19 protein-coding genes and 5 pseudogenes are annotated in these 14980 nt (G+C 41.7%); 22 read left to right on the top strand and 2 right to left on the bottom strand.

Features of this window, described 5'->3' with window-relative positions; all coding sequences use genetic code 11:
* Positions 1-69: 69 nt before the first annotated feature.
* Both AUF14_RS15745 and AUF14_RS15740 read left to right on the top strand, forming a co-directional pair.
* The gene (locus tag AUF14_RS15745) at positions 70-1995 is read left to right on the top strand and encodes a beta-glucoside-specific PTS transporter subunit IIABC (protein ID WP_070505174.1); all 1926 of its coding nucleotides are present in this window, start codon (positions 70-72) and stop codon (positions 1993-1995) included.
* Complete coding sequence (locus AUF14_RS15740; RefSeq protein ID WP_070505173.1) at positions 1996-2979, top strand: ADP-ribosylglycohydrolase family protein; 984 nt, start codon at positions 1996-1998, stop codon at positions 2977-2979.
* A gap of 158 nt (positions 2980-3137) precedes the next feature.
* On the opposite strand, the gene AUF14_RS15735 is transcribed toward AUF14_RS15740, so the two are convergent.
* Both AUF14_RS15735 and AUF14_RS22855 read right to left on the bottom strand, forming a co-directional pair.
* Entirely contained in the window at positions 3138-3509 is a 372-nt protein-coding gene (locus AUF14_RS15735; RefSeq protein ID WP_407643961.1) for a UTRA domain-containing protein, read from the bottom strand.
* A gap of 23 nt (positions 3510-3532) precedes the next feature.
* A complete protein-coding gene (locus AUF14_RS22855; protein ID WP_227656362.1) occupies positions 3533-3952 on the bottom strand; it encodes a GntR family transcriptional regulator in 420 nt (139 codons plus the stop codon).
* A gap of 116 nt (positions 3953-4068) precedes the next feature.
* On the opposite strand from AUF14_RS22855, the gene AUF14_RS15730 reads away from it, so the two are divergent.
* The 20 genes and pseudogenes from AUF14_RS15730 to AUF14_RS22830 form a co-directional block, all read left to right on the top strand.
* Complete coding sequence (locus tag AUF14_RS15730; RefSeq protein WP_070505171.1) at positions 4069-4872, top strand: SDR family oxidoreductase; 804 nt, start codon at positions 4069-4071, stop codon at positions 4870-4872.
* A 13-nt stretch (positions 4873-4885) separates the two neighbouring features.
* On the top strand, positions 4886-5272 hold the full coding sequence (locus tag AUF14_RS15725; RefSeq protein ID WP_193756246.1) for a PTS sugar transporter subunit IIA: 387 nt from the start codon (positions 4886-4888) through the stop codon (positions 5270-5272).
* Positions 5273-5291: 19 nt separating this feature from the next.
* A complete protein-coding gene (locus AUF14_RS15720) occupies positions 5292-5717 on the top strand; it encodes a PTS sugar transporter subunit IIB (RefSeq protein ID WP_227656361.1) in 426 nt (141 codons plus the stop codon).
* Positions 5718-5827: 110 nt separating this feature from the next.
* Positions 5828-6525, top strand: a pseudogene (locus AUF14_RS15715) (PTS mannose/fructose/sorbose/N-acetylgalactosamine transporter subunit IIC).
* 4 nt (positions 6526-6529) lie between these two features.
* A pseudogene (locus AUF14_RS23280) lies at positions 6530-7343 on the top strand (PTS system mannose/fructose/sorbose family transporter subunit IID).
* A gap of 19 nt (positions 7344-7362) precedes the next feature.
* Positions 7363-7551, top strand: coding sequence for a mannitol dehydrogenase family protein (locus AUF14_RS22850; RefSeq protein WP_227656360.1), 189 nt, complete (start codon positions 7363-7365; stop codon positions 7549-7551).
* A 32-nt stretch (positions 7552-7583) separates the two neighbouring features.
* A complete protein-coding gene (locus AUF14_RS22845; protein WP_227656359.1) occupies positions 7584-7724 on the top strand; it encodes a hypothetical protein in 141 nt (46 codons plus the stop codon).
* Positions 7725-7769: 45 nt separating this feature from the next.
* Positions 7770-8129: a mannitol-1-phosphate 5-dehydrogenase gene (locus AUF14_RS22840; RefSeq protein ID WP_265331644.1), complete on the top strand. Its 360-nt coding sequence runs from the start codon at positions 7770-7772 to the stop codon at positions 8127-8129.
* A 29-nt stretch (positions 8130-8158) separates the two neighbouring features.
* Positions 8159-8308 (top strand): mannitol dehydrogenase family protein, encoded by a 150-nt coding sequence (locus tag AUF14_RS23155; RefSeq protein WP_265331643.1) that lies wholly within the window; start codon positions 8159-8161, stop codon positions 8306-8308.
* Positions 8305-8520 (top strand): hypothetical protein, encoded by a 216-nt coding sequence (locus tag AUF14_RS22835; protein WP_227656358.1) that lies wholly within the window; start codon positions 8305-8307, stop codon positions 8518-8520. The genes AUF14_RS23155 and AUF14_RS22835 overlap by 4 nt, the downstream gene beginning before the upstream one ends.
* Positions 8517-9155 (top strand): annotated as a pseudogene (gene dhaL, locus AUF14_RS15700) (dihydroxyacetone kinase subunit DhaL). Before AUF14_RS22835 ends, dhaL begins: the two are co-directional and overlap by 4 nt.
* Positions 9156-9179: 24 nt before the next feature.
* Positions 9180-10181, top strand: coding sequence for a dihydroxyacetone kinase subunit DhaK (locus AUF14_RS15695; RefSeq protein ID WP_102866126.1), 1002 nt, complete (start codon positions 9180-9182; stop codon positions 10179-10181).
* A 25-nt stretch (positions 10182-10206) separates the two neighbouring features.
* Positions 10207-10849 (top strand): annotated as a pseudogene (hxlA, locus tag AUF14_RS15690) (3-hexulose-6-phosphate synthase).
* A gap of 1 nt (position 10850) precedes the next feature.
* Positions 10851-11410 (top strand): annotated as a pseudogene (hxlB, locus tag AUF14_RS15685) (6-phospho-3-hexuloisomerase).
* 13 nt (positions 11411-11423) lie between these two features.
* Positions 11424-12017 carry a dihydroxyacetone kinase subunit DhaK gene (locus AUF14_RS23150; protein ID WP_265331642.1) on the top strand — a complete coding sequence of 198 codons (594 nt, stop codon included), beginning with the start codon at positions 11424-11426 and terminating at the stop codon, positions 12015-12017.
* A complete protein-coding gene (locus AUF14_RS23145; protein ID WP_321572515.1) occupies positions 11924-12241 on the top strand; it encodes a dihydroxyacetone kinase subunit DhaK in 318 nt (105 codons plus the stop codon). Before AUF14_RS23150 ends, AUF14_RS23145 begins: the two co-directional genes overlap by 94 nt.
* A gap of 25 nt (positions 12242-12266) precedes the next feature.
* Positions 12267-12506: a dihydroxyacetone kinase subunit DhaK gene (locus tag AUF14_RS23140; RefSeq protein ID WP_265331641.1), complete on the top strand. Its 240-nt coding sequence runs from the start codon at positions 12267-12269 to the stop codon at positions 12504-12506.
* A 2-nt stretch (positions 12507-12508) separates the two neighbouring features.
* Positions 12509-12802, top strand: a complete 294-nt coding sequence (locus tag AUF14_RS23135; RefSeq protein ID WP_265331640.1) for a dihydroxyacetone kinase family protein — start codon at positions 12509-12511, stop codon at positions 12800-12802.
* Positions 12780-13163: a dihydroxyacetone kinase subunit L gene (locus AUF14_RS23130; RefSeq protein WP_265331639.1), complete on the top strand. Its 384-nt coding sequence runs from the start codon at positions 12780-12782 to the stop codon at positions 13161-13163. The genes AUF14_RS23135 and AUF14_RS23130 overlap by 23 nt, the downstream gene beginning before the upstream one ends.
* 1497 nt (positions 13164-14660) lie before the next feature.
* The coding region (locus AUF14_RS22830; protein WP_227656356.1) for a hypothetical protein at positions 14661-14980 on the top strand (320 nt) is incomplete at its 3' end.

Here is a 14980-nt window from a genome sequence, read left to right as displayed (position 1 = left end):
CCAAGCAAGGGATGAAGAGTCTCTTGTTTGAGTGTTGCCTTTTTTATATGCCAAAAAAGGGGAAGCAACATGGATAAGTATCAAAGCTTGGTATCATTTATTTTGGAAAAGGTCGGAGGAAAGGAGAATGTGTTAAGCGTCACGCATTGTATGACGCGGCTGCGTTTTACCTTGAAGGATGATTCGTTGGTCCAGCGTGAGGAAGTGGTGAAATCGCCGGATGTGATGAGTGCGCAATTTGCCAGTGGACGTTTTCAGGTAGTTGTCGGGACAAATGTGGCGGATATTTTTCAAGTGGTTCAGGAACAGCTGAATGGAAAAACAGTTGCGGCGGAAGAAGAGAAAAAAGGGTTAGTCAGTACGTTAGTCGACACGATTACCAAAGTGATCACGCCAGTCTTAGGAATTTTAACCGCTTCAGGTTTGCTTCAGGGGATCTTGGCTTTATTGACGGCGACGAATGTTTTGTCGGTCGACGATGGTGCGTATATTATTTTGCACGCGATGGGGCAGGCGGTCTTTTACTTTTTACCTGTCACACTAGGCTACACGAGTGCGAAGGCCTTCAAGATGAATCCGTTTGTGGGGATGATGCTTGGAGCAACCCTGCTGATTCCAGAGCTGATGACAGGGTTGACGAGCGGCGATGCGCTGTATACGTTGTTCAAGGGGACGCTGTTCCAAACGCCGGTCTTTAACACCTTCTTTGGGATTCCGATTCTGTTTCCGGCGAATGGTTATCAATACACGGTTATTCCCATTATCTTTATTGTCTATGTTGGTTCAAAGGTCGAAAAATGGCTGAAAAAGGTTGTGCCGGCAGTGATTGCTCACAACGTGAATTCGTTCTTAACAATCTTGATCACGGTTCCTTTAGCGATCTTGGTGGTTGGTCCGGTGACGAATGTTCTTAGTTCATTGATCAGTGCCGGCGTATCAGGGTTATATGGCATTTCACCTGTTGTGACTTCGTTAGTGGTAGCGTTGCTTTATCAACCATTGGTTATTTTTGGGTTGCATTGGCCGATTTCAGCGATCGGGATTACGAATTTGGCACAATCGGGCGTAGATTACATTTTCCCAATGTCCTTTACCGCCAATTTTGCGCAAACTGCTGTTGTGTTAGCTGTCTTTTTACGGACGCGCTCGAAGGATCAAAAGGCCTTGGCGATTCCAGCGATGGTATCGGGTTTGTTCTGTATCATTGAACCGGCGATCTACGGCTTTAGTTTACCTGTCAAGAAACGTTTTGCCTTTTCAATGCTTGGCGGTGCAGTTGGTTCGTTGATCTTGGCTTTGACCTCGACAAAAATGTACGCGATGTCCTTTGGGATTCTAGGATTTGCGGCCTTTATTGATCCGAAAAGCGGCAGTATGAATGGCGTTATCATCGCAGTTATTGCGTCGATCGCGACCGCGGTAGTGCCATTTGTGTTAACCTATATGACCTTTAAAAAAGAAGAGGATGTCGTCGATCCAGAAGAAAAAAGTCTCGTGAAATCTGAAGTATTGTTTTCACCTTTAACAGGAGAAATCAAACCCATCGAACAGGCAGCTGATCCAAGCTTTGCATCAAAAGCATTAGGAAGCGGTTTTGTGATTGTCCCAGAAGAGGGTGAGGTGGTTTCACCGGTCACTGGTACGGTAGAGACTGTTTTTCCAAGCGGACACGCCATTGGAATAGTTAGCGACACAGGAATTGAAGTATTGATCCATATCGGGATTGATACGGTGGAATTAGAAGGTCAAGGCTTTCATCCATTAGTAGAAAAAGGACAATCTGTTGTTCAAGGCGAGAAAATTTTAGAAGTAGATTTGGAAAAGGTTGCTGAAGCGGGCTATTCGATTGAGTCCTTTGTGACGGTTACGAATTCTGATCAATTTCTAGATGTGCTTAGTCAGCAGGAAGGGCATGTGAAGCTCAACGACAAGGTCATGACTGTCATTCCTTTCAACAATCAAGCAGAAGCAATCAATTTAGCGGAGGTAAATTAAGTGAGAGAAAAGATTTGGGGCGTACTCGCCGCCGGTGCACTAGGCGATGCGATGGGGATGCCGACAGAATGCTGGTCACAGGAAAAAATCCGACAGAATTTTCCCGATGGCGTAACCGAATTAATCGCATCCAACGAAAACGATGTGTTTGGACGCAAATTAGCGGCAGGAGCAATTACCGATGATACGCTAAACGTATTGATGATCCTATCCATGATCAAGAAAAACTACGGGCAGATTCGGGTGGCGGACTATGTTGCGGAGCTGCGGGAATGGAACGACAATTCAGGTGTTTCCGCCTTTGTTTCCGGTCCATCAACGTTGAAAGCTTTGGATAAAATCGCTCAAGGCGTGCCGATCGAAGAGACGGGTGTCACAGGAACAACCAATGGAGCGTCCATGAAAATTGCTCCGATTGGATTGATCAGCGATTACCGTGACTTGCCAACATTAGTAAAAAATGTCGCGGAAATCTGCCTGCCAACCCATAACACCAAAATCGCCATTGCCGGCGCAAGTGCGGTAGCAGCCGCGATCAGCTACACAGTCCGCGGTGGACAATCAATCGAAGAAATCTGGTCAGTGGCCTTTAACGCGATTAATGCTGCCAAAGAATACGGCCACGATTTCCCAGCCGCTTCACTGACCTTCCGCATGAATCAGGCGCGCAAAATCCTGCGACAGGAAGCCGATGAAGCCGTCATCCTAAAACGACTATACGAAGAAATCGGGACCGGCATGGAGACTATTGAAACCATTCCAAGTGCGTTTGTGATTGTCGAATTAGCCAAAGGTGATCCATTAAAAGCCGCCCAACTAAGCGCCTCTCTGGGATGGGATACTGACACGATCGGTGCCATCAGTGCTGCGATCTGCGGCGGGATGAATCCCCAGTTACCAAAGGAAATGATTCAGCAGATTGAAGAAGTTAATCAGTTGGATTTTGAGGAGTTGACTGAGGAAGTTGCTCCGTTTGTGAAGTAGGGATAATTTCGTATTTGTTCTGTTCAATCCAGTTGGAGTTGCATGTTGAATTCCTAAATAAGATAGCGACCGAAATTCCACGAGGAGAACTTCGGTCGCTCTTTTTGTGTATTTTAAATAACCTACTCAATAAACACATCTTCTAAGATTAAAGCGTCCTACTTTTTAAACGTAACCTTAAATGTAGAAATTAATCCCTTATCACGAGCGATGGAATATTCGATCGGATTATCCGAACTGTCGAAGGTGACGGTTTCTACTAGCTGTAGCGCGTCATTTTTTCTTATGTTCAAAACCTTAGCATCTTCACTGGAACAATTGATTGCTGTAAATTTTTTTTCAGCATAAGAAATATCAATATGATAGGTTTCACGCAAAATATCAAATAAAGAAATCTTTGAAAAGTCAAACTTATCTAAATTTGATGCGATAGAAGTAGGAACATAGGTAGTAACTATTTCTGAGGGTTGGTTTTCGACAAAACGTAATCGTTCTAAATGATAAAAATGAGTATATTTATCTTTAAAAATGCGGCGAACAATCTCGTCACTCTCTACGATTTCAATCGATAATACCTCCGTACTTGTAGAAAATTGTTTCTTTTGAGCGACATCATTGAAGCTACGTAATTCTGAAACATCCCAAGAAAATACCTCTCTTTTTTTACAAATGTTCCTTTACCACGCCTTCTTTCAAGGAGTCCATCATTCACTAGCTGCTCTACAGCTTGCCGAATAGTAGTACGACTCACATTATATTGATCTATTAGAGCGATTTCTGAAGGCAGTGCCTCTCCTTCTATATAGACTTCCTCTTTAATTTTCTTTTCAATGTCCTCTTTTACCTGAAAATATAAGGGAAGAGGACTATTTTTATCTATTGCTTCCATATCGTTATCCTTTCTTCGTATTACTACATTAATCATGACGTCATTACCACTTAAGATAATATCAAAATTTACTGTTAAAGGCAAAATTATTTAAAGTAATCTAAAAGAAAGCGCTGACAAATGAAACTTTTTCTCTATAATACACAGTATAACGATGTAGTGACGTAATGAAGTCTCTACAAGTAGTGAGGAGGAAAATTATGAGTGGAAACTGGCTTGATTTGTCGCAAAAGGTAATTGTAGTTACTGGAGGTAGTATGGGGATCGGTGAGAATATTGTTCGTAATTTATTAGATAACGGAGCAAAAGTAGTCATCGCTGATCTTGTGGAGAATGAGGAACAGACCTTAAATGATAGCGTTCTATTTGTGCCCTGTGATATTACGAAAAAGACTGATGCGGAGAAATGTATTGAGATGGCAGTAGAAAAATTTGGACGTATCGATGGGTTGGTCAATAATGCCGGGGCCAATCGTCCGAATCTTTTGGTGGATTATTATCATCAGGATTCTAGACGTGAAATGAGCGAAGAGGAATTAGATATCATGTATCAGGTTAATCAAAAAGGGCTCTTTTTAATTTCTCAAGCAGCGGCGCGTGAAATGGTAAGACAAAAAAGCGGTGTGATTGTCAATATTTCTTCTGAGGCTGGAATGGAGGGCTCTAAGGGACAAAGCGGGTATTCTGCTACTAAAGGAGCGGTGAATTCTTTCACACTTTCTTGGGCCAAGGAACTGGGGCAATTTAATATTCGAGTGATCGGAGTAGCACCAGGCATCAATGAACCGACTCCTATGGGGAATCAAAAGCACATGGAAAAGCTGGCTTATACGCGTGGGATTCAATCAGGCGAGATCAAAGGCGATTACACAAAGATCATTCCTTTAGGTAGAATCGGAAGGCTTCAAGAAGTGGCTGATCTTGTCAGCTACCTACAATCGGATCATTCATCGTACATTACAGGTACGATCATTAATGTCACTGGAGGAAAATCACGAGGATAGAAGGGAAATGAAGATGAGAACAGCGATTGTATTAATGACACACGGCAGCTTTGGGAAGGAGCTGATTGCTTCGGGAGAACTTATTTTAGGCGAGTTGAAGGATGTCTTTTCGATTTCGTTAGAGGCTGAAAAAGAACCAATGGAATTAATGTCAGAATTGGAAACGCTTTTACAGTCTGATTTCGATCAGTATATTCTTCTTGCTGATTTGTTTGGAGGAACTCCTTGTAATGTTGCAGCACGGTTTTCTTTAGAAGACAACGTGATTGTCTTATCCGGTGTGAATCTGCCAATGCTGATTGAGGCGGAGATGGCAAGAATGCAGGGAAGTTATGACGGATTAGAAGAGAATCTTATGAAGAGTGCGAGGGAAGGAATCAAGGATGTAAAAAAATCATGAAAGAAAGGAAGGCAGAGAGATGATGGAGGGAATTCGATTAGTACGGATTGATTTTCGATTGATTCACGGTCAGGTTATTACGAAATGGAGCAAGCTGACCGATGTGAAATCGATAGTCGTTGTCAATGATGAATTAGCGGCCGATGAATTTATGGCGGACATCTATGTGATAGCAGCTCCACCAGGGATGCAGGTGGATGTGATCTCAAAGGATCAGTTCGTTCAAGGAGTGAAGGATGGGAAATTTGATTCCGGAAAAATTCTTGTATTGTTTAAAAATATAGAGGATGTCCGTGAGGTAGTTGAGAAGGGAGTGGCATTTAAGCAGGTACAGGTTGGCGGACTAGGCAGCGGTAATGGCAGAACATCCGTTGTTAAAGGAATCTCTGTTGATAAGACAGACATTGCCAATTTAACTTTGTCCAAGAACAAGGTGCTGAGGTAACGTTCCAGGTTACACCGGAGGAACCAAAATTAAGCTTAGAAAAAGCAAGTAAGAAAGTGGGTTGAGAGTATGTTAGGGTTAGTATTTTTACAGGTATTTATTATTGGATCATGAAAACTGACGTTGGGTATGGTATCACACACGCAATACGGCAGCCTTTGTTTTCTGCACTTTTTATTGGGATCATTATGGGCGATTTGAGGCAGGCAATCATCATCGGTGCTGCGGTCCAAATTCTCTATATTGGACTGGTGGCAGCTGGATCGAATTACCAGCGGATGATTGCTTGGCTGGCTTAATTGCTATTCCAATCGCTCTTCATTCTGGCTTATCGACGGAGCTGGCGATTGCGATCGCTGTACCTGTGGGTGTGATGGGTGTCTTTATTGATCAGCTGAGAAAGACATTGAATGTAACGTTCGTTCACATGGCTGACCGTTATGCCGAAGAAGGAAACACTAGACAAATTATGCTGTGTAATAATGTTTATCCGACGATTTTGAACTTGATTCTTCGCTTTCCGATTCCATTTTTAGCTAATTACTATGGTGCGGATGCTGTGAACAGCTTTATGGAAAGCGTTCCTGAATGGTTAACACATGGCTTCTCTGTAGCTGGCGGATTATTACCAGCATTAGGATTTGCGTTAACAATGTTCGTTATAGGAAAAAAAGAACTGCTGCCATGGTTCTTCATTGGCTATTTCTTAATTCAATTCAGCGGTATTCCCGTGTTGGGTGCGGCGATCTTCGGTTTATGCGCAATTTTACTAATTAATATGTATCAAAAAGCAAGTGTGGAGGGGTAAAAAAATGGAAGAAAAATTAATCTCTGAAAAAGATGTTAGAAATGCTTGGCTTCGCTATTACATGTTTTGTGAAGTTGGAATTTCCTATGAACGACTTCAAGCTCTTAGCTTTTGCTATTCATTGATTCCAATCTTCAAAAAAATCTATCCAGATAAGGAGGATATGAAGGCGGCTTTACAGCGTCATTTAGTTTTTATAATACAGAGGCTGTATTTGGATCACCCATCAATGGAATCGTTATTGCACTGGAGGAACAAAAGGCGAATGGCGAGCCGATCGAAGATGATGCGATCACTGGTTTGAAGACTGGATTGATGGTCCGTTAGCTGGGGTAGGCGATTCGATCGATTGGGCGACATTAAAACCGATTATTTTTGCATTAGGAGCCAGCTTGTCAGCCAGCGGGAATGCCATTGGCGCGTTTGTTCTTCTTCTGCTTCCAATTATTCAAATCGCAATCGGTACAAAACTGTCTGTTTACGGTTATAAGATGGGACGTGCATCGATTCGTGAAATTTTGAGTTCAGGACGAATCAAGGAATTAATTAATGGTGCTAGTACTCTAGGACTCTTTATGATGGGCGCACTTTCCTCAAACTATGTTGCGTTAAGCTCGCCGTTGAAATTTACGTTCGGAAAAGGCAACGAACCCTTCGTTGTGCAAAATATCATTGATAGTATTGTCCCTGGGCTACTTCCGCTTCTTGCTGTATTAGGCATCTATTGGTGGTTGAATAAAAAAAATCAAAATATGGTTGCGATCATGCTGATTATTTTGGCGATTTCATTAATTGGAGCAATCACTGGCATACTTTAATAAAGAGAGGTAAGCGACAATGAAGGCAATACATTTTGGTGCAGGTAGCATTGGCAGAGGATTCATCGCTGATTTGCTTCATGATTCTGGCTATGAGATTACGTTGGTAGATGTCAACGAACAGCTGAATCATCAGATTAATCAGACTCATTCGTATCATCTATATGTAATCGAAGAGCATTATCAAGAAAAACGATCGACCGAGTAAAAGCTTTATCCCCGATTAAAGAGACAGAACAAGTGATTCAAGAGATCGTCTCGGCAGATATTCTTACGACCGCTGTATGGGCAGACAACCTGTCAAAAGTAGCACCGACGATTTCTGAAGCTTATATCAACGCTTCTTACTATCAAAGAAAAGAATCAATGTTTGGCTTGTGAGAATGCTATGTTCAACAGTGAAATCTTGAAAAAGAGATCCTGAAGTTGGGACAGTTGACCGAGGAACAGCTAGAGCAGGTCGCGACCTTTCCGAATACCGCTGTGGATCGAATGGTACTGGAGGATGAGCGAAATGGAGAAAAGGTGATCAACATTGGTGTGGACTTTGAGTTAGCAATTGAACGCAATAAATTGGTCGATCCAACGAGCTTACCGATTAAGGGTGCAGAATATACGGATAACTTGGTGAAATACATTGAGCGTAAGCTTTATATCATCAATTGCGGCCATGCTTGGTCTGGATATGTTGGGGCGATCAACGTTATAGGTAATGTCAGATATCTTGCTGATGAACAACTAGTAGAGGCTACTCGAGAAGTAATGGGTGAATCTGCCAGTTATTAATAAAAAAATACGGCTTCGCGAAAGAGGATTTGGAAAGCTATATTGATTTTGCGATTCGACGCTTTCAAACACCAGGCGTAGTCGACACGGTTGCTCGTGTCTGCCGCTCGCCGATTCGCAAGCTGGAGCCGAATGAACGACTAGTCGGACCTGCCAATCAATGTAAAAAAATCAATTGACAAATGATCGTCTGCTGGAAGGTATTGCGGCGGTATTCCTTTTTGACAATCCTGACGATCAGCAGTCGAGAGAGTTGTTAGTCTACGTTGAGGAAAATGGAATTTCTGCTGCGATTACTCGCTACACTGAACTGATGCCAGAAGGATCAATGCATCAAAAAGTCGTACAAAAATATAAACAGCTACAAAAGCAAAAAGGAGAACTTCGATGAAAGAATCGTTTACGAATGAAGCTGGAGTGTCTGTAGTCGAAAAGGTCATCGAGACAATCAAATCGAATCGGGAGTATCTGAGCGAAGTCGATAGTGTTGGCGGTGATGGAGATCACGGCATCAATATGAATAAGGGCTTCACCATGGCAGAAAAGGAAATCGAGGGTCAGGCTCAATTCAACATGAGTGAAGGGTTCAAAATCGTTAGCGGAGTGTTAGTCAATAAAATCGGCGGATCGATGGGGCCTTTATATGGAAGTTTTTTTCGCGGATTAAGTGTGGCCCGAGAAAAGAAACAGAAATCACAAAAGAGGTCTTCGGTGTGATGCTAGAGAAGGCCTCAAAATATCGCTATGCTAACAGAGGCGAAGATCGGGGATAAAACCTTGATGGATGTGCTGATACCAGCAGTAGAGACATATAAATCACAATTGGTAGAAAATAGCTTTGCGGATTGCTTGGAGGAAATGCTTAAGGATGCAGAGGTTGGACTGGAATCAACGAAGCAGATGTCCGCCAAAGTTGGTCGAGCAAGTCGGATCGGGAACCGCTCTATTGGTCATCAGGACGCTGGAGCGACCTCATGCTATTTGATATTAAAAGCATTAGCAGATGGAATCAAAGAGCTACTATAAAGGAGAAGAAAAGGAGGAGATTTTGTGCAGCGTTTTGTGAACGATCCGGATTATGTTGTTGAGGACATGTTGAAGGGGTTTGTTTTGGCTAATCCTGAGGTTGAACTAGCCAAGGCCAATGATCATGTTGTTATGAAAAAGGAAAAGCGGAATGGAAAAGTCGGGGTGATTACAGGCGGAGGCAGTGGTCATGAGCCAGCTTTTCTAGGCTACATGGGGGAAGGGCTGCTGGATGCGGTAGCGATTGGCGAGGTATTTGCTTCTCCACCAGCTCAAGCTTTCTATGATGCAATGCTTGAAGCAGATACGGGGGCAGGTGTCGCCTGTTTATTCGGTAATTATGCTGGAGACAACATGAATGTAAAAATGGCAATTCAAATGGCAGAAGATGATGATATTGAAGTAAGTAGTCAGTACGTAGTTGCCACAGATGATGTCGCATCTTCGCCAAAAGAAACGAAGGAAAAACGTCATGGTATCGCCGGTGGTTACTTCATGTGGAAGGTCGGTGGTGCAAAAGCAGCATCTGGTGCTAGTTTAGATGAAGTAATCGCTGTTGCTCAAAAGGTTGTTTATCGTACCCGCAGTATCTGTGTCGGTCTGGAGCCGTGTGTGATTCCTGCTGTCGGTAAACCTAATTTTGAAATTGAAGCAGGAATGATGGAGTTTGGGATTGGTCATCATGGAGAAACAGGAATTCGTAAAGAAGAACTGAAAAATGCAGATGCCATCGCAGAAGAAATGGTGGGGACACTATTAGAAGATTTCGCTTTTGAAGATGAGCGGGAGTTTTCCGTCATGTTGTCTGGATTAGGCAGTACGATGTTGATGGAGCAGTATATCCTGATAGGAAAAGTCTTGGAAATATTGAAGGAAGAAGGCCATAACATTCATAAGGTCTATGTTGGAAACTTTGTAACATCGTTGGATATGTCTGGGGCTTCATTGACGTTGGTTGACTTAGATGAAGAAATTAAGGATTTGCTGGATGTGACAGGGAATCCTGTGGGAATGAAAAATTACTAAAGAATACAGTTGAGGAGCGTAAGAAATGAAATTACAGTTAGCATTGGACGAACACAAGTTAGAGGATGCATTAGATTTTGCGGAGCAGGTAGCTGATTATGTAGACATTATTGAGATTGGAACTCCTTTTGTCATTGATTCGGGTATGGAGGCAGTACGCCGCTTCAAAGAAAAGTTTCCTGAAAAAGAAATTTTATCGGACGAAAAAATCATGGATGGCGGTTATTATGAGTCTCAGTTGGGATTTGAAGCAGGAGCAGAATATGTTACGGCATTAGGTGTTAGTGATTTAGTAACAATCAAAGGCTGTATTAAGGCAGCAGATGATTTCAAGAAGCAAACCGTTGTAGACATGATCTGCGTAGAGGATATGCCGAAACGAATTGAGGAATTAGAAGAGATTGGAGCTCATGTTTTGGCTGTTCATACCGGCGCAGATGTGCAGGTATTAGGACGTACACCTTTAGATGATCTGAAGGTGATGACCAAACACGCAAAAAAGGCAAAAATCGCCGTCGCAGGTGGAATCAATAGTAAAACACGAAATATGTGGAATTAGATCCAGATATTATTATGTCGGAACGGGAATCACACGAGCAGAAAATCCAGTCGAGGAAGCACGCTTAATTAAAGAAGCGATCAATGAACATATGAAGGCAGGAAAATAAAATGGTTGAATGTAAAAACTTGCTAGCGATCATTGAAGAGCTGGCTCAGGATGCAAAACAAGTCGACAATGATCAATTAGCGAAAATCGAAGAGCTGATCCTACAGGCGAAGCGGGTGTTTATTGTTGGTGCTGGCCGTTCCGGCTTTGCTGCTCGGGCTTTTTCGAACCGCCTGATGCATTTAGGCTTTGATTCAAATTTTGTGGGGGAACCAACGACGCCTTCTATTAGGAAAGGTGATCTGTTAATCATCGGTTCTGGATCTGGGAAAACGGAAAGTTTGGTCACAATGGCGAAAAAGGCAAAAAGTGAAGGTGCGTTGTTGTCGACGGTTACGATCCACCCTGAAAATACGATCGGTTCGATGGCGGATGCCTATATTCGAATTCCAGGAATTTCCTCTCGCGAAGAAGCAGTAGAAAAGCGCCATCTGTTCAACCAAATGGTTCTTCTTTTGAACAATTATCATGGTTGGTCTATGACAGCATGATCGTTGATTTGAAAAAAGCAACGAAACAGGAACAGGCAGATATGGATTACCGTCACGCAAATATGGAGTAAATATCTTAATACAGTGATCGGTTTAAAAAGCTCGGTCACTGTTTTTCGCTTTATCAATAAATATCTTAGGAAGGAGACAGCAAAAGACTATGAAAAAATCATTAATGCTCCTGAGAACTATGTTACAGAAATGCTGGAAGGAATCTATGCTGCGCATGCGGATATGGTCACATATACTGGTGATGATCTGCATTGTTACGTGTCCAAAGTCAAAAAAGCAGGAAAGGTCGGCCTTGCAACGGGAGGAGGTTCGGGACATCTGCCCTTATTTTTAGGTTATGTTGGCGAAGGAATGTTGGATGGCTGCACGATTGGAGATGTTTTCCAATCCCCTAGTCCAGAGCAAATGTATAACGTTACTAAAGAAATCGATTCGGGATCGGGCGTTTTATACATTTATGGTAACTATAATGGGGATATTTTCAACTTCGACATGGCAGCAGAAATGGCGGACTTTGAGGATGCGATCGAAGTGAAGAGTGTGGTGGCTGGAGATGATGTCGCAACAGAAAAATCGGCTTCTCCAGACGAAAAAATAAACGTCGAGGTGTCGCGGGAATTTTCTTTGTTTACAAATGTGCTGGAGCAGCGGCGGAGGCGATGTTAAGTCTTAATGAAGTGAAACGCGTGGCTGAGAAGGCAGCAGCTAATGTTCGCACAATGGGAGTTGCTCTCACTCCATGTATTGTTCCGCGTGTCGGAAAAGCCGGCTTTACGATTGGAGAAAATGAAATGGAAATTGGTATGGGAATTCACGGAGAAACAGGATTTCGTCGTGGTTCGTTGGAACCGCCGATAAAATTGTTGATGAACTGTTGGATAAAATCTTAACAGATATCCTTATGTTCAAGGGGACGTGGTAGCGGTTTTAGTCAATGGACTAGGTGCGACTCCGTTAGATGAACAATACATTGTCGTTCGCAGAATAAGCGAAAAACTAAAAGAGTCCGGTGTAGTTGTTTATAAATATTATGTGGGCGAATATGCAACATCTTTAGAAATGGCTGGTTTTTCTATTTCATTACTGAAATTGGATGATGAATTAAAAAACTATATCGATATGCCGGTAAACACACCATTCTTTAAACAAGTCTGAAAGTGGGTGAACGAAATGGATCGAGTATTTATTATGATTACCTGAACGAATTAACAATTATCATGACGGAAAAGAAAGAGTATCTGATCGAACTTGACAGTAAAGTAGGCGATGGAGACCTTGGGTTAACGATGAGCGAGGGCTTTAAAGCAGCTTATGAAGCTATTAGATCATCAAAAGAAAAAGATTTAGGAAAATTACTTTTCATTGCTGGAAAAGCGATGTCTTCTGCTGTACCTTCTACGATGGGCACCTCTGATGGCCTCCGGCTTTATGCAGGCCGGAAAAGCATTTAAAGGCAAGGATGCCATGGATGATAGAGAAAGTGTTGATTTGCTTCGAGCTTATGTGGAGGGAGTGATTAATCGGGGGAAAGCAAAACCTGGAGAGAAAACTTTTATTGATGGTCTTTTACCAGCCATTGATAATATGGAGGAAGCATTTGAAAAGGATACTAATACTCAACAAGCTATTAAAGCCGGCTTGATTGGAGCAATTGAAGGGTACGACAATACTGCAACAATGCTTGCCGTTCATGGAAGGGCAGCAGCTCGCGGAGAAGCGTCAAGGCAATTGAAAGATCCCGGAGCAGCTGTTGCTATATTGATGATGAGCGCTCTGGATAAGAGTGTAGAGAAATTTTCTAAGGAGAAGTAGCCAAATTTCATTCAATTTAAGAAATTTATCTTGAAAATTAGCGTATGATTTCCTTGCAGAACTCTTACGCTTTTTAATTGATCAGTTTTGCTACTAAAACTTTTTGATTTAAAAAATTCTTTTACTTGAAAAGGCGCAATTGTATATAGTAAATGTTTTATATCTAAAACCTCATAAATGAATTGTTCTAGAAGGCGAGGATTATCTACTTCTTATTAAAAGAAAGTTTGAGTGCTGAAAAGCTATCTGAGTTACTCAGCATTAATAATTGAGGAATATGAAGGACTAGGTAAGAAGTCTGTGATTTGCTTTTAATATTCCCAAATAGCTTTTTTGGTAGCCAATCAAGAGAAAATGATAGAACGTGGATAAATTTGAAGCAAACTTCATATTTTCGAGTTTTTCGTCAAAATTTGCACGAAACTTCAAATTTTTGACCATCAGAAACAAGAGCCGCAAACGAAATAAATCGTTTACGACTCTTGTTTATTTCATTTATCGCTTCGCCTCATACTTCAACAAATACTCATGTTCTTCTTTAATAAGCTGTTTGATCTCGTTGGAATCGTCAGCGCAAATATTCGGAATTTCCAGTGCGCTGGCTCCGCAATGGGCTTTTTTCTCTCCGTCTGGGTAGGTATAGCTGTAGATATGTGTGTCGGGTTCACCGGCGCAATAGTCGCAGGAGTTGACGATGCAGCCAGGGGTTTTGCTGGGATATTTTTCAATGTTGGTACGAACAACTTCGGCAAATTTTTGTGAGTAGTCGTTGCAGGCGGAAAATCGCAGCGCAAAAAAGTGAGAGAGCTCTTTTTTGTTTCGGATGCCTATTTTGGCAATCTGTTTATTGTGCCGGCTATGCTTGAATGAGATATGCGAGCGTTCCTTTTTGGGGTTATAACCGAGTTCGGATAGGTAAACGATAATATCACGGTATACTGATTAGTATGTCGTAAAAAAGAATCAATCAGCTCTTTTTGCTTCTTGGTTTTCATTCATCAATCCTCCAGTAAGTAGTAGGCGTTTTCCTTTTTTTCGATGAGTTAAGTATAGCATGAAGAATGAAACGACTCCTGAAAATAACTAATTAATAACTTGCGAATAGTAGTGTTTGTTGCTAGATAAGTGCTTTTTTAATAAGTAATTATTTATAACAAAAAAATGATGTATTTTTGAATTAAATTTGGTATAATTTGAGAATCTTATGAAAACTTGTGTTCTTAAGGTAAGCGAATTTATTTTTTTTCACACAATTGATTCACTAAAACCTTAGTCTTTCTTTAGAAACAAAAGGATTCTTATTGGAATGAATAGGCTCTTTATTTGTCTACCATTTCTTTATTTGTGTGTAAACAAATTATCGGAGCCGCCAGATTGAATAATTTGTACTATTGCAAGAATCTCGAGTTCGTATGAAACAGGCTCTATCTAAGGTGAAAGGGAAATGACAATCGTTTCAACTACCAGTCAGTGCATGCTACAGATAGGAGTGGTCATTTGAAATTTTTAGAAATCATTGGGTTGGCTATTGTCGTAGTAGCGTTAGGGTTGTGGGTACTTTATTATACTCGCTGGCTTGCTTTTCGCAGGAAAAATAGGAAGCAAGAAAAGAAACAAGTAAAAGATCACTATCAGACTGCGGAAGCAGCTTCTGGAATTAAAAAAATAAGTGAAGGAGAAAATGGAATGAGAAAGCATTATATTCGCTGTTTGGCTGTACTTTCAATGATTGTTGGGGTGTTTCAATTTGGAGTAGCAGAAAGTTTTGCGGAAGCATCAACGGCAACGGTTACGACAGAGTACGCTTTATATGATAC

The organism is Enterococcus avium (assembly GCF_002891025.1).
Classification (GTDB): Bacteria; Bacillota; Bacilli; order Lactobacillales; family Enterococcaceae; genus Enterococcus_A; species Enterococcus_A avium.
This window is presented reverse-complemented; position numbering and strand designations above follow the sequence as displayed.